The organism is Emticicia aquatilis (assembly GCF_014644295.1).
GTDB classification, from domain to species: Bacteria; Bacteroidota; Bacteroidia; order Cytophagales; family Spirosomataceae; genus Emticicia; species Emticicia aquatilis.
This window is the reverse complement of the sequence record NZ_BMKK01000004.1, coordinates 272,899-295,653: the sequence shown is the minus strand read 5'-3', so window position 1 is coordinate 295,653 and position 22,755 is coordinate 272,899. Positions and strand designations below refer to the sequence as shown.

The 22,755-nt window shown below is 37.1% G+C and carries 20 protein-coding genes and 1 tRNA gene; 4 read left to right on the top strand and 17 right to left on the bottom strand.

What is annotated here, in order from left to right; translation table 11 throughout:
* The first annotated feature begins 50 nt into the window (after positions 1 to 50).
* Positions 51 to 953 (top strand): SDR family oxidoreductase, encoded by a 903-nt coding sequence (locus tag IEX65_RS11435; RefSeq protein ID WP_188766195.1) that lies wholly within the window; start codon positions 51 to 53, stop codon positions 951 to 953.
* Positions 954 to 1,001: 48 nt separating this feature from the next.
* Here IEX65_RS11435 and kynU read toward each other — a convergent pair whose 3' ends face one another.
* From kynU to IEX65_RS11390, 9 genes are all read right to left on the bottom strand, one after another.
* Complete coding sequence (gene kynU, locus IEX65_RS11430) at positions 1,002 to 2,273, bottom strand: kynureninase (RefSeq protein WP_229250640.1); 1,272 nt, start codon at positions 2,271 to 2,273, stop codon at positions 1,002 to 1,004.
* Positions 2,273 to 2,884, bottom strand: coding sequence for an SGNH/GDSL hydrolase family protein (locus IEX65_RS11425; protein WP_229250638.1), 612 nt, complete (start codon positions 2,882 to 2,884; stop codon positions 2,273 to 2,275). The genes kynU and IEX65_RS11425 overlap by 1 nt, the downstream gene beginning before the upstream one ends.
* A gap of 128 nt (positions 2,885 to 3,012) precedes the next feature.
* On the bottom strand, positions 3,013 to 4,329 hold the full coding sequence (locus tag IEX65_RS11420; RefSeq protein WP_188766192.1) for an APC family permease: 1,317 nt from the start codon (positions 4,327 to 4,329) through the stop codon (positions 3,013 to 3,015).
* Between the two features lie 320 nt (positions 4,330 to 4,649).
* A complete protein-coding gene (locus IEX65_RS11415; RefSeq protein WP_188766191.1) occupies positions 4,650 to 5,939 on the bottom strand; it encodes a lactonase family protein in 1,290 nt (429 codons plus the stop codon).
* A 91-nt stretch (positions 5,940 to 6,030) separates the two neighbouring features.
* A complete protein-coding gene (locus tag IEX65_RS11410) occupies positions 6,031 to 6,348 on the bottom strand; it encodes a Dabb family protein (protein ID WP_188766190.1) in 318 nt (105 codons plus the stop codon).
* A 94-nt stretch (positions 6,349 to 6,442) separates the two neighbouring features.
* A complete protein-coding gene (locus IEX65_RS11405) occupies positions 6,443 to 7,636 on the bottom strand; it encodes an alpha/beta hydrolase family protein (RefSeq protein WP_188766189.1) in 1,194 nt (397 codons plus the stop codon).
* A gap of 206 nt (positions 7,637 to 7,842) precedes the next feature.
* Positions 7,843 to 7,916 (bottom strand) — tRNA-Ala (locus tag IEX65_RS11400).
* 180 nt (positions 7,917 to 8,096) lie between these two features.
* On the bottom strand, positions 8,097 to 11,249 hold the full coding sequence (locus tag IEX65_RS11395; protein ID WP_188766188.1) for a PD40 domain-containing protein: 3,153 nt from the start codon (positions 11,247 to 11,249) through the stop codon (positions 8,097 to 8,099).
* Positions 11,250 to 11,322: 73 nt separating this feature from the next.
* Positions 11,323 to 11,793 (bottom strand): C40 family peptidase, encoded by a 471-nt coding sequence (locus tag IEX65_RS11390; protein WP_188766187.1) that lies wholly within the window; start codon positions 11,791 to 11,793, stop codon positions 11,323 to 11,325.
* Between the two features lie 165 nt (positions 11,794 to 11,958).
* Here IEX65_RS11390 and msrB point away from each other — a divergent pair, with 165 nt between their 5' ends.
* On the top strand, positions 11,959 to 12,444 hold the full coding sequence (msrB, locus tag IEX65_RS11385) for a peptide-methionine (R)-S-oxide reductase MsrB (RefSeq protein ID WP_188766186.1): 486 nt from the start codon (positions 11,959 to 11,961) through the stop codon (positions 12,442 to 12,444).
* Between the two features lie 213 nt (positions 12,445 to 12,657).
* Here msrB and thrA read toward each other — a convergent pair whose 3' ends face one another.
* Positions 12,658 to 15,120, bottom strand: a complete 2,463-nt coding sequence (gene thrA / locus IEX65_RS11380) for a bifunctional aspartate kinase/homoserine dehydrogenase I (protein WP_188766185.1) — start codon at positions 15,118 to 15,120, stop codon at positions 12,658 to 12,660.
* A gap of 231 nt (positions 15,121 to 15,351) precedes the next feature.
* Here thrA and IEX65_RS11375 point away from each other — a divergent pair, with 231 nt between their 5' ends.
* Both IEX65_RS11375 and IEX65_RS11370 read left to right on the top strand, forming a co-directional pair.
* Entirely contained in the window at positions 15,352 to 15,654 is a 303-nt protein-coding gene (locus IEX65_RS11375; protein ID WP_188766184.1) for an autorepressor SdpR family transcription factor, read from the top strand.
* A gap of 98 nt (positions 15,655 to 15,752) precedes the next feature.
* Complete coding sequence (locus IEX65_RS11370) at positions 15,753 to 16,370, top strand: hypothetical protein (RefSeq protein WP_188766183.1); 618 nt, start codon at positions 15,753 to 15,755, stop codon at positions 16,368 to 16,370.
* A 39-nt stretch (positions 16,371 to 16,409) separates the two neighbouring features.
* Here the strand turns inward: IEX65_RS11370 and IEX65_RS11365 are convergent, their stop codons facing one another.
* The 7 genes from IEX65_RS11365 to IEX65_RS11335 all read right to left on the bottom strand — a co-directional run bounded on the left by IEX65_RS11365 (position 16,410) and on the right by IEX65_RS11335 (position 22,754).
* Positions 16,410 to 16,907, bottom strand: coding sequence for a c-type cytochrome (locus IEX65_RS11365; protein ID WP_188766182.1), 498 nt, complete (start codon positions 16,905 to 16,907; stop codon positions 16,410 to 16,412).
* Between the two features lies 1 nt (position 16,908).
* The gene (locus IEX65_RS11360; protein ID WP_188766181.1) at positions 16,909 to 17,526 is read right to left on the bottom strand and encodes an SCO family protein; all 618 of its coding nucleotides are present in this window, start codon (positions 17,524 to 17,526) and stop codon (positions 16,909 to 16,911) included.
* A gap of 58 nt (positions 17,527 to 17,584) precedes the next feature.
* Positions 17,585 to 17,974: a hypothetical protein gene (locus IEX65_RS11355; RefSeq protein ID WP_188766180.1), complete on the bottom strand. Its 390-nt coding sequence runs from the start codon at positions 17,972 to 17,974 to the stop codon at positions 17,585 to 17,587.
* 33 nt (positions 17,975 to 18,007) lie between these two features.
* Positions 18,008 to 19,666, bottom strand: a complete 1,659-nt coding sequence (gene recN, locus IEX65_RS11350; RefSeq protein WP_188766179.1) for a DNA repair protein RecN — start codon at positions 19,664 to 19,666, stop codon at positions 18,008 to 18,010.
* 364 nt (positions 19,667 to 20,030) lie between these two features.
* Positions 20,031 to 20,624, bottom strand: coding sequence for an LPS export ABC transporter periplasmic protein LptC (gene lptC / locus IEX65_RS11345; RefSeq protein ID WP_188766178.1), 594 nt, complete (start codon positions 20,622 to 20,624; stop codon positions 20,031 to 20,033).
* A 65-nt stretch (positions 20,625 to 20,689) separates the two neighbouring features.
* The gene (gene bamG, locus IEX65_RS11340) at positions 20,690 to 21,988 is read right to left on the bottom strand and encodes a BamG family beta-barrel-assembly machinery protein (protein ID WP_188766177.1); all 1,299 of its coding nucleotides are present in this window, start codon (positions 21,986 to 21,988) and stop codon (positions 20,690 to 20,692) included.
* Positions 21,972 to 22,754 carry a type III pantothenate kinase gene (locus tag IEX65_RS11335; RefSeq protein WP_188766176.1) on the bottom strand — a complete coding sequence of 261 codons (783 nt, stop codon included), beginning with the start codon at positions 22,752 to 22,754 and terminating at the stop codon, positions 21,972 to 21,974. The genes bamG and IEX65_RS11335 overlap by 17 nt, the downstream gene beginning before the upstream one ends.
* Position 22,755: the final 1 nt, after the last annotated feature.

Genomic DNA, 22,755 nt, shown 5'->3' with positions numbered 1-22,755 from the left:
CTTTTTTGTTTTAGATTTACGCATTATTCAACATCAAAAATCAAATAATAATGGCGTATAACGAACCTATGCTCAGAGATGGAGCTTTAGATGGAAAAACTTTTATTGTGACTGGTGGCGGAACTGGACTTGGCAAATCAATGTCGAAATATTTTCTTGAACTTGGGGCAAATGTGGTGATTACAAGTAGAAAACTGGCAGTTTTGGAAGAAACCGCCCATGAACTCGGCCAAGCAACTGGAGGTAAAATATTGCCAATCGCCTGTGATGTGAGAGATTATGGTGCTATTGAAGCCATGAAAGATAAAACTTTGGCTGAGTTTGGACAAATCAACGGTTTGTTGAATAATGCCGCTGGAAATTTTATTTCTCCAACCGAACGTCTTTCGCATCGAGCCATTGATACGATTGTTGATATTGTATTGAAAGGGACTTACTATACAACACTCGCTTTAGGCAAACATTGGATTGAACATAAACAAGCAGCAACGGTGCTGAGTATCGTAACTACCTATGCCTCAACTGGCTCGGGTTATGTTGTGCCATCGGCAATGGCAAAATCTGGGGTTCTAACAATGACCCGAAGTTTGGCCGTTGAGTGGGCAAAGTATGGCATTCGTTTCAATGCTATTGCACCAGGGCCATTTCCAACCAAGGGTGCTTGGGACAGATTGTTTCCTGTAGAGGCTTTTCCTCCACACCTAAGAGAACGCTTCTCTGACCATGGAAATGTGCCAATCAAGCGAGTAGGGGAGCATCAAGAATTAGCTAATTTAGCGGCATATTTAATGTCTGATTTTTCTTCTTACATCAACGGCGAAGTAATTACGATTGATGGTGGCGAATGGATAAATGGAGCAGGAGAATTTAATCACCTAAATGAAATTCCAACTGAAATGTGGGACTTTATTGCAGCGGCTATTAAATCTAATACACGAGCAAAGAAAGAGTAAAAAATGTTTTCATAGGATAGGGTTTGCTAACCCTATCCTATGAAAACATTACACCACAGTCAGTTTTTCATCTCCAAATCGCTCAAATTCTTTTGTTTCTACTATTTTCTTGATGCGAATGACTGTCTGAAATATTTCTTCAAAAGTATTGTAAAGTGGTGCAATACCAAGTCTAATATTGTTTGGCGGACGAAAATCTGGAATAATACTTGGCGAACCATCAACTGGTTCTATCATCGCTCGGTTGATTTTGTACCCTTCTTGATGCTGAATCGAGATATGTGAGCCCCGTTCTTCTGCGTTTAGTGGAGAGGCAATCGTGAAGCCTAAAGGCTGTAAAAGATTTTCAACTAATTCTATTAAAAAACTACTTTGAGCAACACTTTTTTCTCTTAGATTTTCCATGCCAGCTTCAATCATGATGTCTAAACCAGCTTCTATTGCTGCCAATGAAAGCACCGAAGGAGTACCTGTAGCAAAACGTTGAATATCATTCTTTACCTCATAATCCAGCGTAAAATCAAAAGGTTTGTCATGGCTAAACCATGCCCAAATTGGGTTGGAAAGTTTTTCTTGTAAATCCTTTCTGATATACAAAAATGCAGGAGCTCCCGGCCCACCATTGAGATATTTGTACGTACAACCCACGGCCATATCTGCACCAGATTCATTGAGATTTACTGGTACAGCTCCCGCCGAATGGCTCAAATCCCATAAAACTAAAACACCTTTTTTGTGTGCTAAGTCATTGATTTTCTGCATATTATATTTGTATGCACTCTTGAAAACCACATGGCTGAGTGTTAATAAAGCAGTATTTTCATCTAATGTCTGTTCAATATCTTTATCAGAAATACTTATTTCATCATCACTTTTGATGATTGAAAGTGAATGATTTTTAAATTGTTGCTCAATCAAACCCTGCAAAACATAAATGTCAGTCGGGAAATTAAGTGAATCTGTAATGATTTTGGTTTTATTATTCTGAAAACTAAGAGCCGCAAAAGCTAATTTATAGAAATTGATTGAAGTGCTATCTCCAACAAAAATTTCATCGGGTTTTGCACCAACAATCTGAGCAATTTTGGCTGCAACTTTGTTGGGTAGTTCAATCCAATGTTCGTTCCAGCTTCTAATCAATCTTTTTCCCCATTGATTTTGAATAAGATTAGTGCTGAGTTCGAGTGTTTTCTTGGGTAATCTTCCCAAAGAATTCCCATCTAAATATATTTCATCGCCGATTTCAAATTGATTTCTAAAATGAGCGAGTTTATCATTTTTATCAAGTTTGAGTGCTTTTTGCTTAAAATCTTCAATCATTATGGTTTTATTTTCTTCAATAATTCTGGTAAAATTTTCTCCACCCATTGCTGATACATTTTTCCCGAAGGATGCAGTCCATCCTCAGTAATGAGAGAGGCATCGTTAATTGCTTGGCGAGAAATAGGTGTAATATCAATAAATAGAATACCTTTTTTCTCGGTTTCTTCTTTTTTTACTTTATTAAATAAATCAATCTGCTCCGAAATCGTTTTGTTTTGCCCTTTTCCACCAAATGGTGTTACTCCCCAATCAGGAATTGAAACCACAAAAACTCGCTCAGGTTTATTCCCAGCAAACTTAATGGCAGTTTCGAGGAGGTCAATAAATTCTGTTCGGAATTGCTCTATACTTCGTCCACGATATTGGTTATTAACACCAATCAGCAAAGAAACTAAATCATAAGTTTTAGTAATTTTTTCTGAAACTATTTTTGCATTTAGTTCGTCGGTTGTCCAACCTGTACGGGCAATTATTTGGGGTGAAGCTACTTCTACACCACTTTTTGTCAGACTTTTACTCAGTTGAACTGGCCAACGCTCGTTTTCAGCTACACTTTCGCCAATGGTATAGCTATCGCCTAAAGCTAAATATGATAAGCCGTTTGTCATATTATTTGATTGTGAATTGATATTCTGGGAAGAACTTTCACACGAAAAAAGAAAAAGTAACAGAATTGATGTGAGGTATTTCATAATTTGATGATTCGTTTCAATAACAAACGAATATCAATACCAACTTAGATTTCTATATCCTTGTTTTTCTTTTTTCCGAAAAATGTAATTAAAAAATAAATAACCGTTAAAACCACCAAAAAGATAGCAAGACTGCTGATTTCTTTGACGGCCAAATTCGACAAAAACCAGATGATTGAGATAGTTGCTAAAATCGGAATGGTAATACCAGCGGGAAGTCGAAAACCATCTGTCTTAGCATTTTCATTGAGTCGAAGCTTGATAGTTGCCAAAACAACGCCCAAATAGACTGTTAGTAGGGATGCACTGGCAATTACGGCTAATTCTTTGAATCCACCCGAAATCGAGAAAATGAAATCCAAACCTGCATAAGTAATGATTGCGAAATAAGGCGTGGCAAATTTTGGGTGAACTTTGGCCATGATTGGTGGCATCCAACCTTTATTGGCACCCGCAAAAATGACTCTTGGGTAGGACAAAACCGAGCCACTCAATGCCGCAAATATTGAAAATGCTGCTCCTACAACCATTAAAGTTGAGCCAAATGGCCCAATTACTTTATTGGCCACGGCTGCCAATGGGGCTTCACTTTGATTGACTAAATCAGCACCAAGCACTCCTTGAGAAACAGTTTGAATCAAGATATAAAACAACACAACTGCACCCATACCCGAAAGTATGCCAAGTGGTACAACTTTTTGTGGATTTTTGAGCTCTCCACTCACATTTAATGATGCTTCGCCTCCAGCAAATGCAAAGAAAAGTAGGAGAGAAGCTTCACCTAATTTTGAAATACTCGGCATGGAATGCCATTTTAGGTTTTCGTTAGAAGTACCAAAGAAGCCCGCTATGATAAGAACCACCAGCGGAATAAGTTTGATAAGAGTAGTTATTTTTACGATATTATCTCCGTGCTTTACTCCAAGAATATTGATGTAGGTAAAAATTCCGAAAACTAACAAAAAGAATACTGCTCTAATGGGTAGTTGAGTAAGAATTGGAAAATAAACACTTAGTGTATCGGCCATGGCATTGGCAATGGCGGCATCAGCTAAGATTCCAACAAACCAAAACATCGTATTGGCCAAGAAACCCGCATAAGGCCCAAATGCTGCGTGAATGTAGGCGTAAGCTCCACCCGTGACGGTAATTTTGCTGCCAATTTCTGAAAAGCAAAGCATGATGAGCATCATCAGGAAACCACAAAAAAGATATGCAATAATACTGGTTTCGCCCAAAAAACTGGCGACAAATGCTGGTAAGACGAAAATTCCTGCTCCGATGGTTCGGTTAAGTGTATTGGCAGCTAAGCCCAAAATACCGATTTCACGGCGTAGGCCTTCGTTGTTGGTTGATGTCATTTTTTAGGGTTTGAAGTGTAATAGTTTTATATAAATCACAAAGTGGTTCAACTTTAATAGCCGTAGGTGAAACCTATGGGCGTTTATATTGAGTAACAAGTTTAACCCCTTCGGGGTTGAACTTTAAAAAACTCTTATTACCATAGGTTTCACCTATGGCTATTCATATTTAATCCTTTCAGGATTTTTATAATGGGATTAAATCTTACTTCAGCGTGAAAAGTTTAATATCCAAAAAAATTAATCCAAATCTAACGGATTTATCTTCAACAAAAAAGCCTTCAATGAATTTTGAAGGCTTTTGAGCGAATTAGAAAATATTATTTCACGATTTGAATTCCGTGGCAACCACGGGGCATGAAAAGTTTGAAATCCTGTTTTTGTAAGCTTGGTTTATCTCCGTTTTTTACTTTCCAAAATTCAATTCCTCCGAAATGTTTTCCAAAATTAAAATAATCGAAAACTGTTACGGCAATGTTTTCACCTGATTTGTCGAATACAATATTTTTTGGTAAAATTCCGTCAAATTCGTATTCTGCCACATTATTTAAAGAACCATCAGAAGATAGTTTTAATAATGAAATGGATGCTTTTTTTGAAGAATCATTATTTTCCCACGGATAATATGATTTTTTCGCATTTGTCACTGCTACCAAACTTCCATCTGGACTAATTGCAAAACTTGTTGGTGTTTCGCCGAGTTTGGTTTTTGTGATTAAATAATGCTCACTTGTACCTTCTAAATTGAATTTCAAGACAAACATATCGCCCATAGCATCGCTGCTTAATTCGGACTTATTTGCAATATTCGATTTTAAATCAGGAACGAGATAATACTTACCATCAGGGGTGAATTGTCCAGCACTTGGTAAACTTCCAACTTTTAGGGTTCGGCCTACTACATCTAATCGAATAATTTTTGTCGTTGGGCCATCACGAGTTACTTTTAGCAATCCAACTTCTTTCGATTCTTCCATTGTGAATGCTAAAAAGTTATTGTTTGGATGCCAAGTTACATCAGTGATTTTTCCTGACTGAAAATCTTGTGGTTTATTGATTATTCTGATTGGCTTTCCAGTTGGGTCAAGCTCTAAAACCTGCAATTCTTTGCCATATTCTTCACTGCAAAGTGCCAAATATTCTCCGTTCGGACTAATATCAATCGCCGTTGGGTTTTTGCCAGTCGGAAATTTATATAAAACTTTTGGCTGAGATAAATCGCTGATGTCAACCACCGAAATAAAACCACCTGCTGGTAGCTCTGAATTTAGGTTACGAATCTCAGTAGTTGTTTCGGGTGTTGTGCCACGAGCCTCAACGACATAAGCAATCGGATGATTGGGCGAAACCACAATACTTTTTGTTGAATTGATAGCCGAGTTTGAGACAACTAAACTTTTTATTTCATCAGAATATTTCTCAATCGGAAGTTTTACGACCGACATAAAATCTTTGTTGCCACGCTCTTTAAACAACTTGCCATCAACAAAAGCTGAGGCTGCCATATCTGCATCTGAAATGGCTATAATACCTTTAGCATCAAAACTTAACTTCTGAGAATAGGCAAGTGAAGAGGCTAATGTAAGTATAGATAATAGTATTTTTTTCATGGGAAATCAAGGACAATGCGAATCTTGTTCGCAGTAATGGACTGCAAATTTCTGAAAAAAACAGCAAAGTTGGGCAAGATTTCGTTAAAAATTAACTTTCGGCATCATAAACGACTACTTTTTCCCAAAGAGAAGAGCAGTTGTTGATAAATACATAATGGTCAGGGTGTACTTGATATGCGTCTTGGTCGGCGGCATTATCGAACACAAAAGTTAATGAAAAACTATACGTAGAATCAATCACTTCACGGTTGGTATTAGCAGGACGACCAACGTAAGCAGTCTTGATTAAATCAATTTTTGAAAGTTCTTTCAAACCTGCGTGTAGTGCCTCTTGATGTTCTTTGTTATCTTTTTCTTTTAACCAAAAAAATACTGTGTGTACAACACCTGATTGTAAGTTTGCCATAGGAAATTGAGAATTGAAAATTGAGAATTGAAAACTAAAAATTGAGAATTGACAATGAATTTTATAATTCTCCATTATCAATTCTTAATTTTCATCATTTTATGCCACTAAAGAAAGAAAGTGTTCCGAGTAAGTAATTTTGAATTGATGTACCGTGGTCGCCGCCTTGAATCGGAATTAACTCAACGGTAGTTGCTCCACGTTTTTTCATAGCATCGAATGCCGTTTGGGAATTGAAATACGGAACATAAGTATCGGCAGTTCCATGATATAATTGAGTTGGCGTTTTTGGCTTCCAATCAAAAACATCGTTGTCTTTTACGGCATTCAATAATGCAGTATCAGTACCATCTGTCACGCCTTTTTTTACTTTATCACTCAAAATTGTCATCAAACTTCCAGAGATACGAGCATTTTGTTGTTCTTTCTGAATCTGAGAGGCATAAGCGGCTGCAAAATAATCAGTCATTGGACGATTGAGTTTGTAGATTCTATCATAAGTCAACAATACCCAAATATACGAAGCATTGTGCTGTGAATTTCCACTCGAAGGCGTAGAAACCAAAGTTTTGAAACTTAAAGTTTTGTTATAGGCACCAGCACCACAACTTGAGGCCTTTAAATTAAATTCCGAACCTGTTTCTTCCTCAATTTTTTTCTGTAACGACATCGTAGCAAAGCCACCTTCCGAGTACCCTGCAATAAATAAGTTATTATTCCAGTTGATTTTTTCTTTGGTTATTACTTCTTTGGCTGCACGAAGCATATCTAAACTTGCCGAAGCCAGCCCTTCACGATGCTCATAAGTGTGCGGAAGGGTGTTTGATGCACCATAACCGATATAGTCAGGTGCTACAACGATGTATCCTGTGTTGATAGTAGCTAAAACTGAAGCAATAGTGCCTTCACCATCGGCCGAGAAATAAGATGGTGCTTGCTTGTCATCGAAGATTGTACCGTGTTGATAGCTAACCATTGACATCGCTGTTGAGCCTGCTTTTACAGGAACAATCAATGCACCTGATGCTTGGATTTCGGTGCCATCGGTGTTTTTAGTTTTATAAACAATTTTGTACTGTTTTACGCCTGAGCTAATAAAAAGTGATGCCTGAGCACCAAGACTTGAGCCAAGTGCTGCAATGAGTTGTTCTTTTGTAAGTTCTTTGACGAGCGTAGAACTCACCAAAACCTGTGGTTGAGGTGTTTCGACAGTTGATTTATCACAAGACCAAGTAACAAAAGCAAACGTAAAGGAGATGATGAAGTACTTAAATAATTTTGTTTTCATGATTTTATTTGGATGTTACACAAAAGTACAAATTCAGACGGATTGTCTGTAATTTTAGCAACGTTTTTTAGTGAATGAAAATTATTAATTTGTTCAGAAGATAGATAAAATGGGACCTACTAAAGTGAGGGAATGTTATTTTTGTGAATATTTGAGGTTGGAAAATAAAAAAGCCTAATAATCGTATTGATTATTAGGCTTCAAAGTGGAGGAGATGGGATTCGAACCCACGACCCCTTGCATGCCATGCAAGTACTCTAACCAGCTGAGCTACACCCCCGTATCTATTTTCAAAAATTACAAACATAATAACCCATGACCCTTGTATGCCATCGGTGCGACGTTTCGCCAAGTACTCTAACCAGCTGAAACGCCAGTCCGATGAGCTACACCCCCGTTTTTTGTTGTGGTGCAAAGATGCTATCTTTTGTTTGAACAACAAAATTTATCTGTTAAAAAATTACCAACCAGGAATCAAGAAATTTACTCCCGAAACCATGTTTTGGCGTTTTCCATTGTAAATTGGTACTGCTAAGTATGGCTCTACAATCAAATAACCCATCAGATTTACACGCAAACTAAAACCTGTCATTATCAATGGCTCAACTTTTAGCTTAATTGAAGTTTCGTTTTGGGTTTGGTATTCTTGCACTGCACCTATTTTTCTATCAGCCGACCAAACCATGCCACTATCAAAGAAAAAGTTGAGGTCGCTCGGTACGTAAGCAAAATCTATCAAAGCCAATTTTTTCGGGCCAGTTAGTGGTAATCTGACTTCAAGATTTGTCACCAGAAGTTGTTCGCCTTGCAGGGCTTCTTGCGTAATCAGACCCAAGTTTTGCTGTTTTGTGAGTGCACTTCCATAAAAACCGTGCATGTTCCAAGGAAAACCTAAATATAGAGGATTAATTTGATTCAAATAATCAAGATTCGAGGCATTCAAACGACCGTTATAGAGGAATCTTCCCGCAATCGTGAATGGTTTTACATATTGATATTTTCGTGCATCAACCAAAACATTGGTGTAACTGGTTGAACCAAAATATCTTCCCGCCTCAAATCTATAACGATAGCCCTTGATTGGTGCAGTAGTTCCAAAAATTGTATTATCACCCACAAAAGCTACGTATAATTGACTCAAACTAAAGGCATTGAAACCTTGCGATTTTAAATATGATTGCGAAAGTCTTTCTCGGGTGCTATTCGTCAATACGAAGGTTTGACCAGTTGTGGGGTCAAATGTTGTGTAATCAGTATATTCATCGCCCGAAAAGCCATACCAGTTGCCATTGATACCGCCTTCAATTCGCTGATTAGTATTAAGTGGATAAAATGCAAATACGCCTATTTGGTTAATAGCCAGTCTATTAATTAAATATTTGTTGGCAATTAAGGAGTCATTTGTTGGTACCCCAAGCGATGATTTCACTTTAGCATCAGTCACATAATTGCTTTTGAAAAAGCTTGCCGTTTTTGTAGTGCTATCGGTGTAAGTTCCTTGAAAGCGGTACGGAATACGTGCAAAAGTCACTCCCCACTGCAAAGGTTTCTTTTGATTAAGGTACATGAGTTGTCCACCAAAATCTTGGATTTGACCATTAATAGAAACCGCTCCAGCCAATTGATTATGATTAAGCATATCACTGAAAAGTCCAACTACGCCTCCGCCCAAGCCAGTTCCCCAACGACTTGCTGAAACACCAACGCCCGAACTGCCGAGATAATCTAATTTGAACTTTGGTTGGTAGTTTAAAAGTTTCAATTTCTTTTCTGGAACTCTAACTACAAGGTTATTTTGCTCTAAATTTTTCTGAACAATATCTCGTCCTTCTTTTTGAATCGCCAGATTTGCTGCCGATTTATTGACTTCATTTCCAACGACTTGTTGCTGAAATGCACCGTAACTTGCTAAATATAAGTTGTATTTGCCATTTTGGAAGTAGTTATAAATCAACTGTCCAGTTTTTGTAGCAATACTGACTGCGGGCGAATACATCGTAATTCCGCTGATACCAGTAAAATAATTGGTTAGTTTTTCAATTTGTTTCGAGATAATATCGTACCGATAAAGGTTTCTAAAACCATCGGCATCGGATAAGAAATAGATGGCTTTTCCATTGGGGGCTATTAAGGGATTGAGATTATCAGCTTCTTGGAAAAAGTCAAAATTCTCAACTGACAGCGTTTCTATGTTTATTCTTGAAATTCCATTGCTCGCTTTTTCCAAACGAGCATTTTTACTACCTCTATCCGAAACAAAATAAATCCATTCACCATCGGGTGACCAAGTTGGTTGTAAATCCGAAAAATTGTCTTTTGTGAGATTTTTGACCGTTCTTTCTTTCAAATTATATAAATACAAATCGCTTTCGCCATTCATCAGCCCCGAAACTACAATCGAATTTCCATCGGGTGACCACGCAGGATTGGTAAACGAATCGACTTCTTTCAGTTCAAAACTATCTTTGTTTCCGTTAGCAATATCAATGATTGAGAGTTTATTTCGGCCTTTAGTTTGAATCACCAAAGCCAACTTTTGACCGTCGGGCGACCAAGTTCCTGCGGTTTCCAGAAAACTATACGAATCAACGTGTGAGCCAAACGAACTACTTTCTATCTTACGAATGATTCGCCCAGTAAGTGTTTCTACAATAAAAATATCAAGTGAAAGTACGTTTTTTGATGAAATATAGGCTACATATTTGCCATCTGGACTAATTGACGGTGAAATATTCATTTCGCCCGCATTGCGTTGAGATGCAATTTCTTTTCCAATCGGTTGAATAGAAGTGCCTGCTCGCATGGGGGTGTAAGTATCAATCAATGCCTGTTTCCACTTGACCGAAAATTTATCAATACTTGTTTTGAGGTTTCTGGTGAAAGCTACTTCAATGCCATATTTAGCCGTTTCTCTGAAAAGTGGACGAATAATATCATCGCCGTAAGTTGCGGTCATATAAGCCCAAAAGGCTTGTCCCCAGCGATACGGAAAATACTTGTATTCTTTGGTTACTAAATCTCTAATTGTCGGAATGTCGTTGCTCAAAACTGCATCACGCATCCACATGGCCGTATGGGCGTCAACTCGTCCCAACGACATATATTCGGCCAAACCTTCCACCATAAAAAGTGGTAGATTCTGTATATTGCCAATTTGTGTGGAGTCGCCTGAAGTCATTAACTGATATTGAAACGCATGAACCAATTCATGCCCCAAAACGTGGTCGGTTTGGCGTTTGGAAAACATAATCGGCATTACTACTCGATTTCGGAGTCCTTCGGTTACGCCACCTGTTCCTTCACCAATTTGTCCACCAATGGCGGTAGTTTCTTGAAAATCAGGGTGATTTTGGTAAACAATTAAAGGATTTGGCTTAATGAATGCCAGCTTGAAAACTTCTTGATGAATTCTATACCAATGTTCGCTGTTGACAACAATGTCGTTGGGAATCTTGTTTTCATTGAAATAATGGTATAACTCGAAGTGAGGGCTTTGCAGAACTTTAAATCCGAAGGTTTTATAGCGAGGTTTGTTTTGTCCAAAATATTGCGACTGCGAAATAGCTAAATTGCTGATAATCAATCCAATGGTCAATAAACAAAATTTTCTCATGCCTTCGTGCGAAATGTTTTTACTAATTAAGAACGTAAAAATAGACAAAATCGCTTATTTGTGGTTTAGAAAATTATTGTTTTGCTAAATCAGTGTATTGCGGGCGGCAAACTTTGGCAAAACGAGACTTCCAATAATTTGTCATCATGTTATCTTCAATAACACCTTTGCTTGAAGATGCATGAATAAAACGAATATCATTTTCGTTTTTTACCTCGGTAACAATTCCCGAATGGCTGATGTTTTTGCCGACGGTCACGAAGAAAACCAAATCGCCTTTTTGAATATTGGGTAAATTGATTGCAGGAAAATATTCGGCCTGCTGCCATGAAATTCGAGGCAGTTTTACACCAATTTCTTTAAATGTTAAGCAGAGTAAGCCCGAACAATCGAGCCCTTTTTCGTCATTTCCACCACTTTTATATGGAACTCCCGTATAATTTCGAGCGGTAGAAATAATTTTCTTTGTATAAATATTTTCTCGAATTGGCGTATTTTCTGGGGCTTTACTACGTAGAATCTTGCATGAACTTACACTTATCATGCAAAATATGATAAAGATATACGTTTGGTATTTTTTATATTGTAGCACTTATGATGGGTTTTTCAGAATTACAACGAGAAAATGATGCCAAACAAGCAATTTTTCAAAACTTTTTTGCTACTTAATTCGTAGTTAATACAAAACATCTCTAAATAAAAAAAGATTATGAAGAAAATAATGCTGTTATTAATGCCATTTGTCTTTTTGGCTTGTCAGAGTTATTCACAAAATGGTAAATCGAAAAAAGCTGATTGCAAAATTGAGGTTATCAAGAAAACTGACGCTGAGTGGAAAAAGCAATTGAGCCAAGAGCAATATTATGTAAGTAGAAAAGCTGGAACTGAACGTGCATTTTCAGGTATCTATTGGGATAACCACGATAAAGGCGTTTATAAATGTATCGGTTGCGATTTGGAACTTTTTACATCAGACACAAAGTTTGAATCTGGAACTGGTTGGCCAAGTTTTTGGAAACCAATCAATGAATGTAATGTAGAAGAACGTGCCGATAATGCTTACGGAATGGTCAGAACTGAAGTCGTTTGCAATCGTTGTAAAGGTCATTTAGGTCACGTTTTTGACGACGGCCCAAAACCAACGGGCTTGCGTTATTGCTTAAATTCTGCTTCTTTGAAGTTTGTGAAGAAGTAAGTTGATTGAGGAATTATGGGATAAGAATTGTCTCAATATATTTGATTGCCGTCTGCTTTAGCTGACGGGTTGGTGTAAAAGAGTTGAACAAATTTGACTTTAGTTTAAATATTAGGTTTGACTAAAGTCAAATTTGTTTATATATAAGTATCCGTCAGTTAAAACTGACGGCAATGAATTAATCTTCATTTAAATTTTGATAGGCTCAGCTTCCTACACCAAATAACTACTAATACTCATAATATCAGCAAACACACCTGATGCGGTTACTTCTGCACCCGCACCTGGGCCTTTTACTACCAAAGGATTGTATTTATAGCGTTCGGTTGTGAACGAAATGATATTTTCAGAACCAGCTAAATTAAAGAATGGATGCGAGCGTCCAACTGTTTTTAGGCCGATGCTGGCTTTGTTGTCGCTGTCGAGGGTTGCTATGAAACGTAGCACTTCATCATTTGCTTGAGCATCTTGCAAAAGTTTCTCAAATCGATCATTGTCTTTTTCGAGTTCTTCAAAAAAAGCATCAACTGAAGGTGCATTCAAACAAGCATCATTCAATAAATTAATGATTGTTACATCTTCTGGTTCAAGTTTTAAACCTGCTTCACGAGATAATATTAAGATTTTACGAGCTACGTCCTGGCCACTCAAATCGTCTCTTGGGTCTGGTTCGGTATAGCCTTTTGCTTTGGCTTCTTTCACTACGTCAACGAATCTATCGCCAACCTTAAAGTTATTGAAAATATAAGCCAATGTTCCCGAAAGAACCGCTTCAATTTTATTGATTTTATCTCCACTCGTTATCAAACCTTGTAAAGTGTTGATAATTGGTAAACCAGCCCCAACATTGGTTTCGTATAAAAACTTCACACCGTGTTTTTGGGCGGCTTTCTGGAGCATAAAATACTGTTCATATCTGCCCGAGTTGGCAACCTTATTTGGCGTAACGATTGATACACTACTGCTTAAAAGCGAGTAATAATACTGCACAATATTTTTATCGGCCGTGCAATCGACAAAAACGCTGTATGGTAAATTCAAATCTTGTACATCGGAAACAAACGAGCCGATATTGGCAATTTCGCCTTTTTCGAGCAATTCTTCTTTCCAATTTTCGAGACTAATTCCACCTTCATCTAACAACATTTTTTTTGTATTGGTGATGCCTACCAGTCTGATGTTGAGGTTTTTACGTTGTTTTAAGTATTCTTTTTGTTCTTGAATTTGTCTTAAAAGCGTACTTCCAATTAAGCCTGTTGCACCAACTAAATATAAGTTAAGCGTCAAGCCATCAACTTGAAAAAAAGTTTCGTGAATGGCATTGAGAGCTTTTGTAATATCTTTTTTGTAGATTACCACCGAAATATTCAACTCCGAAGAGCCTTGTGCTGTGGCTACTACATTGATACCATTTTTGCCGAGTACAGTAAAGAGTTTTCCCGAAGTACCAGTGCTTGATTTCATGCCTTCACCCACAACGGCAATGACCGAAAGGTTTTGTTCGATAGAAATATTATCAACCAAACCTTGCGAGATTTCGGTAGCGAAACCTTCTTCCAAAATTTCTTTTACGCCATAAGCAGTTTTTGGGTCAACCGCAAAACAGATTGAATGCTCGGAAGAAGCTTGAGAAATCAAGATAACGCTGATTTTATTGGCTGCTAAAATTGAAAATAATTTGGCAGAAACGCCAGCAACCCCCATCATACCGCCACCTTGTACATTGACCAAAGCAATGTCATCAATCGAAGAAATACCTGTGATGGAGTATTCTTTAGTACTTGCAGTTTTGCTAACGAGCGTACCTTCGTGGTGATGATTGAAAGTATTTAATATTTTTAAAGGAATGTTTTTCTGAAAAGCAGGAGTGAGGCTCGGCGGATAGATAACTTTTGCCCCAAAATGCGATAATTCCATTGCTTCGGCATAAGTAATGGTCGGAATTGTAAACGCATTTTTTACTTTGCGAGGGTCAGAAGTGAGCATTCCATCAACGTCTGTCCAGATTTCTATAACAGTTGCGTTGAGTGCTGCACCAAAAATTGAACCTGTATAATCAGAACCGCCACGGCCGAGTGTGGTTGTTACGCCATCAATCGTTGAGCCGATGAAACCAGTAATACATTGAAGTTTATTGGTTTGAGCAAAATGCTTTCTTATTAGTTCGTTAGTTAAATCTCCGATTACTTCGGCATAACCAAAGTGGTCGTCGGTTTTAATTACTTTGCGAGCATCTAAATATTCGGCATCAATTCCTCTGTTTTTGAGTGCTTCGGTAACAATTGTTGTCGAAAGTCTTTCACCAAAACTCACAATAAAATCATTTGTTCGTGCCGAAAGTTCTTTTATCAAGAAAACACCACGTAGTAAATCTTCAAGTTCATTTAATAAACCTTTTACTTTTGCAATGGCACTGCTCTGATTTTTAACATCAATCAAACCTCTAACGGCTGCGAAATGACGGTCTTCTACTGATTTTAATAATTGTAAATATTCTAAATCAGAAGTAGCGGCCAATTTACCAATTTCGATTAGGCGATTCGTAACACCACCCATGGCCGAATAAACTACTGCAATTTTGCGTCCTTCGTTAAGATTTTCTTGTAAAATCTGTATAACCTGATTGATACTTTCAACCGTTCCGACCGATGTTCCACCGAATTTTAATACTTTCATAAACCCCCAGCCCCTAAAGGGGAGACTTTTTAAATGATAAAATAGATTTCACAAATATAACAATTTATATACCAATGTCAGAAAAATGATTATAAAATTGTGTTTTTCTAAGAAAGTAATAGTCCAAACTATATATTGATTAGAAGATTATCTAAATATTTAATGAAAAATTTGGATTTCTGAATCTGAAAACTCATATTTGTATTTATCAATTGATATAAGTGAAAAATTATGAATAATTTATTTAGAGCATTGAATGATGCTACTCGCCGTGAGATTTTAGAATTGCTGAAAGATGGAGATATGACTGCGGGCGATATTGCCGATAAATTTGATATGAGTAAACCCAGCATTTCGCATCATTTAGATTTGTTGCGTCAAGCTGATTTAGTAGCTTCTGTAAAGAAAGGTCAGTTTGTGCTTTACTCGCTCAATATGACCGTCATGGACGAAATTATGGTTTGGTTTATGCAATTTAAGCCTAATGCGACCCAAGCCGAAAAACCAAGAATTCGTCTGCACGTTGGAAAGTAGAATGCTTCAAGGCTTTCACGAAGTCAATGAGTTCAAATAAATAAGTTTAATATAGAAACTTGTTGAGCATTGACCGTGAACTAAAATAATCTACACCGATGAAAAAAAATATTCCGTTTGAATTGCTGATTTTGGCAATTATTATGTTTCCGTTTGCCTATATTTATATTAATTGGCAACCCAAGTTTTCGCTCAATCATCAGAATAAGTTTTATTACTACTTGTACGCAGTGGTGTTTTTCTACATTGTGCCACTTTTGATGCAGTTTTTGGATAGCCGAAAGCCTAATGCAGAATTATTACTCAAAAGTGCCAAACGAATTCGTTTGATTTGGTCGGCTTACCTTTCGGCTTTGGGGCTAATATTATTTTATTATTTACTCAACGATTATGAGTATGATAAGCCTCGGCTCTTGGGAGTTGCACTCTCACTTTTTTTATTTGCCAGCGGAAATTTTAGACAAAATATTCATCCAACAAGCATTTTTGCAGGAAATGGTATTTTCTCGAATAAAGCGAGTTTACAAGCAGCAGAGGAAAGAAATAATAGAAAAAATCAACGTTTTATGGCTAAACTTTTCTTTTGGGTCGGAATCGTCGGGACTGTCTTCTTTTTATATTTTAAAGAGTCAACTCTTACTTCTTGGGGATTGATTTTTGTAGGAATGGTAATCTTTTATGGAATTGCTATTCGTTTGATTCGTGGGGTAGTTTGAGTTTTAAGGAAGTCTTCGCTCCAAGCGAAGACTTCCTTTTTATTTGTTATTTAAAACTTTCTCAACTTCTTTTACATCAGTAATTTTAGTTTCTCCATTCCATTCGTAATAAATGTAGGTAACAACTTCGGCAATGTCAAGATTTGTAAGTTGATTATTGGCGGGCATTGGTTGGTTATATTTCTTACCGTTAACCAAAATTTCACCTGCAAGCCCATTTTTAATAATATAAATAACCTTTTCTTTATCTTTCAGATAATCACTGCCTGCAATTGGTGGATAAAGGCTTTGAAGTCCTTTTCCATCTTTTTGGTGGCAATTAGCACAATTCTGTTCGTAAAGTTCCTTTCCTCCGATATAATACTGCTCCAATTTTATCTTTTCTTCTGACTGGCACGAAGTAAAAGATAAAACCGCAATCAATAGTACAAATACCTTTGAAAGTAATTGTTTGATAAATTTATAAATGTTTTTAAGTTCTTTGATAAGAGGTATATTATCTTCATCATACCTCATATCTCTGATTTGTTGTCTCATTTTATTTTTCGTTTAATAAAACTTCCATGTCTTTTATCAATTTAGTCACGTCGGTTTCTTTTGTGCCGTCATAGATACCTCTTACTCGACGTTTAGTATCTACTAAAATAAATGCTCCACTATGAATAATTCCACCCGCAGCCGTTGAGTCTTCTCCAGCCGTTACGTAATAAGATTTCTCACCAATTTCGTAAATCTTTGCTTTTTCGCCCGTTACGAAATTCCACATTTTGCTTTTTACGCCCAATCGAGCGGCATATTCTTTCAGTACTTGTACCGAGTCATGTCGAGGGTCGATAGAATGAGATAAAATACCAACTTTGGGATTTTCTTTAAACTTTTCGTACACTCTCAACATTTGCTTTTTCATGATTGGGCAAATAGTAGGGCAGGTGGTGAAGAAGAAATCGGCAATGTAGATTTTCCCTTCGTAGTTTTTGTGCGTAATGGTCTGATTATCTTGATTTGTAAACGAAAAATCAGGAATGGTATGATAAACCGAGTCGCCATTGATAAATTCTCGTTCGCCCAAAATCGGTAATTTGCGAGAAGAATTTTCGCACGAAATTATACTAATGGTTGTGATACAAAATAGTATAACAGGAATTAACTTTTTCATATATAAATTAAGCCTATAAGCATTAAACTTACAGGCTTTATTAGATTGTAATTTGATTTTATTTCAAAAACTCTTCAGCTTTTTTCTTTGCATCGAGCGTTGACTGTTTCAATTGCTCACCTTCTGCTTTCAATGCCGTTAGGGCTTTTACTTTTTCTTCGCTATCTTTCATATCAGCTGCTTCTCCGAGTTTTGGCATCCATGTTTCCATGTCGTTGTAGGCTTTATCAAGAGCCAACGAAATATCTAAAGCTGTTTTTTTCAATGTTGTATCAGCTTCGGCTTTTTTCATTACGTTGGCTTTCAAATCTTCCAGATTCATGCTAATAGGCATTACTTCATCGTGAATTTTGAAAGTTTCTTCTTTGAGTTTTGCCGCTTCTTCGGCCGATTTATCTGTACAAGCTAATGAAAATACAACAAGTAAAGCAGCTAATAAATTCTTCATTTTTATCTTTTGTTTTGTGTAAATATTTGATTATTAATGTATTATGCCAAGCATTTCGATTGCACTATGAATTGCACTTTCTGAAGGGTGTTCGCCACCAATCATTTTAGCAATTTCAATAATGCGTTCATCTTGACTTAACTGTTTGATACGGCTAACTGTTTTGGTCGATGAGTTATCTTTATAAACAAAGAAATGCGATGAGCCTCTACCTGCAATTTGGTGCAAGTGCGTAATGGCAATTACTTGAATACTTTGAGCCATTTCTCGCATCATTTTACCTACTTTTATGGCTACTTCGCCCGAAATACCCGTGTCAATTTCGTCGAAAATAATGGTTGGCAATGAGCGTTTATCGCCCAAAACATATTTGATAGCAAGCATCAATCGTGAAAACTCTCCACCTGAAGCCACATCTTTTAGTTGTCGAGGTGTAACGCCTTTATTGGCACTAAACAAGAAATTAATTTGGTCGATACCTTCGCTGTTGAGGGCGATGCTTTGGTGCTGAATTTTGAGAATTGCATTTGGCATACCGAGTTCAATCAACAAGCCAATGACTCGTTTTTCGATTTCTGGTAAGACCTTTTGACGTACTTTCGATAATGATTCTGCTACTTTGGTTGCGGCCTCGAAAGCTTTATTTACACGCTCTTTGGCTGCCGAGAGATTTTCGCTGAGGTTTAATACTTTACTTACTTTCTCTTCTAAAATTGCTTGAATTTCGAGCAATTCTCCATTGGATTTGACAGCGTGTTTTTGTTGGAGTTTGTAAAGTAAATTTAGGCGGTCTTGAATCTCAATGATTTTTTGACCATCAAGCTCGATGTTATCTTCTTCCGATTCAATATCTCGAGAAACGTCTTTTAATTCTAATAGACAACTCTGAATACGGTCTTTATATTGTTGATAATCAGGTGAATAGCTGGCAATAGGGTTTAACGAACTAACCGTTGATTGAAGCACCGAAAGGACCGATTGTTCCGAATTATTGAGGTATTCGTAAACGGTCTTTAAGCGAAGTTTTACTTCTTCGGCGTGTTCTAAAATATTGAGTTCTTGCTCGAGTAATTCTTGTTCGTTAGGGTCAAGTTTAGCCTTTACGAGTTCTTCAAGCTGGAAATTATTGAAGTCGAATTCTTTTTTATTTTGGTCAGCCTCGATTTGTAATTGCTGATAGGCGTCTTGCAGTTTTTTGTAAGTACGGTATTTTTCTTGGTACTCAACCAATTTATCGTGACATTGGGCGTAAGTATCTACAATGCGAAGTTGGTATTCGTTTGAGCCAAGTAAAATCGAGTCGTGCTGCGAATGAATATCCATCAACTGCGATGAAATCTTACGAAGCGTTTCGAGTGTTACGGGCGTATCGTTGATGAACGCCCTTGATTTTCCGCTCGGAGAAATCTCTCGACGCACAATACATGAGCTTTCGAAGTCGAGTTCTTCTTCTTCAAAAATATTTTTTATGTAGAAACCTGCCATATCAAATGTACCCTCGATGATACATTTCTCCGACTCATTGTATAGCGTTTTTGTATCAGCTCTATTGCCCAACAACAGACCAATTGCCCCGAGCATGATTGACTTACCTGCACCTGTTTCGCCAGTGACTATATTGAAATGAGCATCAGGCTTTAGTTCGAGATGCTCAATGAGAGCGTAATTTTTTATTAATAAGTGAGAAAGCATGAAAATCTGGCTTTATTTGCGTGATTAGGCTTTGAGTAGTCAGCGGTTGATTGGCCGCAGCCCACTTTAGTTTAATTAATCAGTATTTTAAAAGAATTGTTTTCAGCAAAATAACTCATTTGCTCTAAAAATCTTATTCTTTTCCGAAAAATAGAAAACTGTTTTGTTTCACCTTTAAAATGAACAACAAATTTAGAGCGAATTTTATGAAAGCAAGTAGAAAATAGAATGATTTTTTTGTAAACATTCAATTGGTTACTGGGAAATTGGTGATTAGTTATTGGAGTATTGGCTATTTGGGAATTGCTCAAAGTTGAAGATTGACGACCATTCACTAATTTCTCAATAACTAATAACCATTTATCTAATAACTCGTAGTATCAGTAGCTATATCATCATCAGTTTGAGAATTGAGCGAGTCAACTGCAAATGTACCTTTTGTTCTACGCATGGTATAGTGCGTAAAATCTTGGTCGGCATCCATTCCAACTCCGTGTAGTTCTTCTTTTGGCGTTTTGATGGTGAATTTTCGGTCGGTATAAACTTTTTTCTTGAGTGGACTCCAATTCAATACATCAGTGGCAAGACTTTGTTGCTGTAATCGGTTGAAAAAGAACACATTACCCATTACTTTATAAAGGCCATTAGTTTTTTCATATCGCCCAGAATCGCCACGTAGAGAAGAATACTCAACGCCATTTTTATCATAGAAAGTTACATAAACTGCTTTGGGGTAAATTTCGTCTTCGTTCTGAAACTTTAATTGACGAGCAGTAGTGAGTTTTACAGTTGTTCGTCCCGAATCGCTATACATCACCACCAAGTTTTCGGTGGCCATTAATGGACCGTTGTATTTGTTAGCAACTTCAACTTTCTTTTTTTCTTCACAAGAAGTTAAAAAGAGGGCAAAGAATAGCAAAAAGATAAATTCGATGATGTATTTGAAGGAATTAATCATATTTATAGACAAAACGTTTGTGTTGATGAGCGAAACTCGGAAGCCGCATTCGCTCCACAAAGATTTTAATCAATTTTAGGTTTCAAGAACCAACGAGTATCCATTAAAGAGAAACCAAGTGACATCTTAACATAATTTTCTTTTACAAGGCCATTGCCAATTACGCCACGATTTCCGACTGATACCGAAAAGTCAATGTAGCTCACACTACGATAAGCTAATGGTGTTGACAGTCCTAATGAAAAACTATTGTCTTTGATGTGCGTACCATTGACCAAATAAGGTGTTTTAACTTGTTGGAAACCAGCACGATAGAATACTTGATTGAAGTATTTGGTAGAAGTATATTTTGGTAAGTATTCCACACCAAAAGCTATTTTTTCGCTGCTGGTAAGATTACTTTCTACTTTATTATCGAAATTACGGTATTGTGTCCAGTCCTGACGGCTATATTCGGCAGCAAATGTCCACTTGTAAGGGCTTTCGAGGCTGATACCAAGAGCATATCTTGAAGGTAAGGTCATGCCACCATTGTACATTGCAAGAGTATCTGGTTTTTGGATAACTTGTGGGCCATTTCCATTATCATACAATGTAGAAAATGTACGAATACGTTCTCCTTTAAGCTTGCTTGATAATTCGTAAGTTCCACCAACATTCAAATTCCATTTTTCAGCCAGTTTTTGTTGAAAAGCAAAACCTGTTTTTATTTCAAATCCACCTACTGAAATTCGGTCTGAATTACGAAGGTACATATCGTTAGAGCTTAATAAGAGTAGGGTTGTTGTATCACGTTTAAAACTACCGAAGTAGTAGCCAGTTTCAACGCCTAAATATAGTTTCTTGCCCAACAAAACCCCATTTGCCCAAGCTGCTTTTGAAAGCCCACCTAAACCTTTGTATGTATGGCTAACTGATTTATCAGTTGTACCACCAATGATTTGTGTAAAACGAGCTTCGTGGTCAACACCTGAATATGGTTGCATCGTGATAGCGGTAGTCCATTTTGTTTTTACTGGAAAAGCCAAGGTAATATGGCTAAGGTTCATACCAAAATCAGATTGTGATAATGTGCCGTTTGAAAGCGTTTTGTACTGCCCTCTAAGGCCAGTATTGAATGCAACGTAACGGTTTTTGGCTAAAAGTGCAGGATTAATGGTGTTTACTGCGATACCATTTCCGAAGCTCAGACCCGTTCCGCCCATCGCATCATTGGCAATGGCACTACCCGAAAAAATATCTCCAATCCCGAGAGCCGAGTATGGTGAGTTACCGTAAAGTCTTGATTCCTTTTGTGCGAAAGATTCAGAAATGGTCAGAATACTAATAAAAAGGTAAGCAGTTAGTTTAATTTTTTTCAACATTGTATTGTAAAATTCTGTTCAGACCAATCAGGGTCAAATTTGGGATTTTTTCTATCGAAAAAGTAGTTTTCTGTGCTACTTGATTTGCTTCGTTTGTTAAATCGACTGCAAAGGTCGGCTTTTTTATTTGACTTTCAAAGAAACTCGCATCTCCACCGCACAATATAACTTGACAATCACCCAGTTTTAGATAATTTTCAATCATTCCGTTCACCTCAGCGATAATTCCGTTGACCACTCCGCTCTGAATACACTCTTTGGTGTTTTTGCCGATTAATGATGGAATTGCATGGGCTTCAACTAAGGGTAATCTTTTAGTAAACGAATGAAGTGCTTCAAATCGTATTCGCATGCCTGGGGAAATTATGCCCCCCTCAAATGCACCGATGCTTGAAACATAATCATATTTGATGGCTGTCCCCATATCAATAATAAGAATATTCTGATTTGGAAACAGGAAATTTGCCCCAACTGCACCTGCCAAGCGGTCAGTACCGAGGGTTTGAGGGGTTTCGTAGTGTTTTTTTATCGGAACTGGCGTTTCTGGATTTAAGAATAGCTTATTGGCGTTAAGGTTTATGAAAATTTCCTCAAGCTCGGATTGACTTTTCGTAACCGAAGAAATGATGATATTTTTAACATTATTTAATAAAAGCAGTTCTTCAATTTTTTGAAACTCTAAACCACGATGAACTTCCAAAAGTTGATTTTCTTCAAAAAAACCAATTTTTGCATAAGTGTTTCCAATATCAATGACTACATTCATA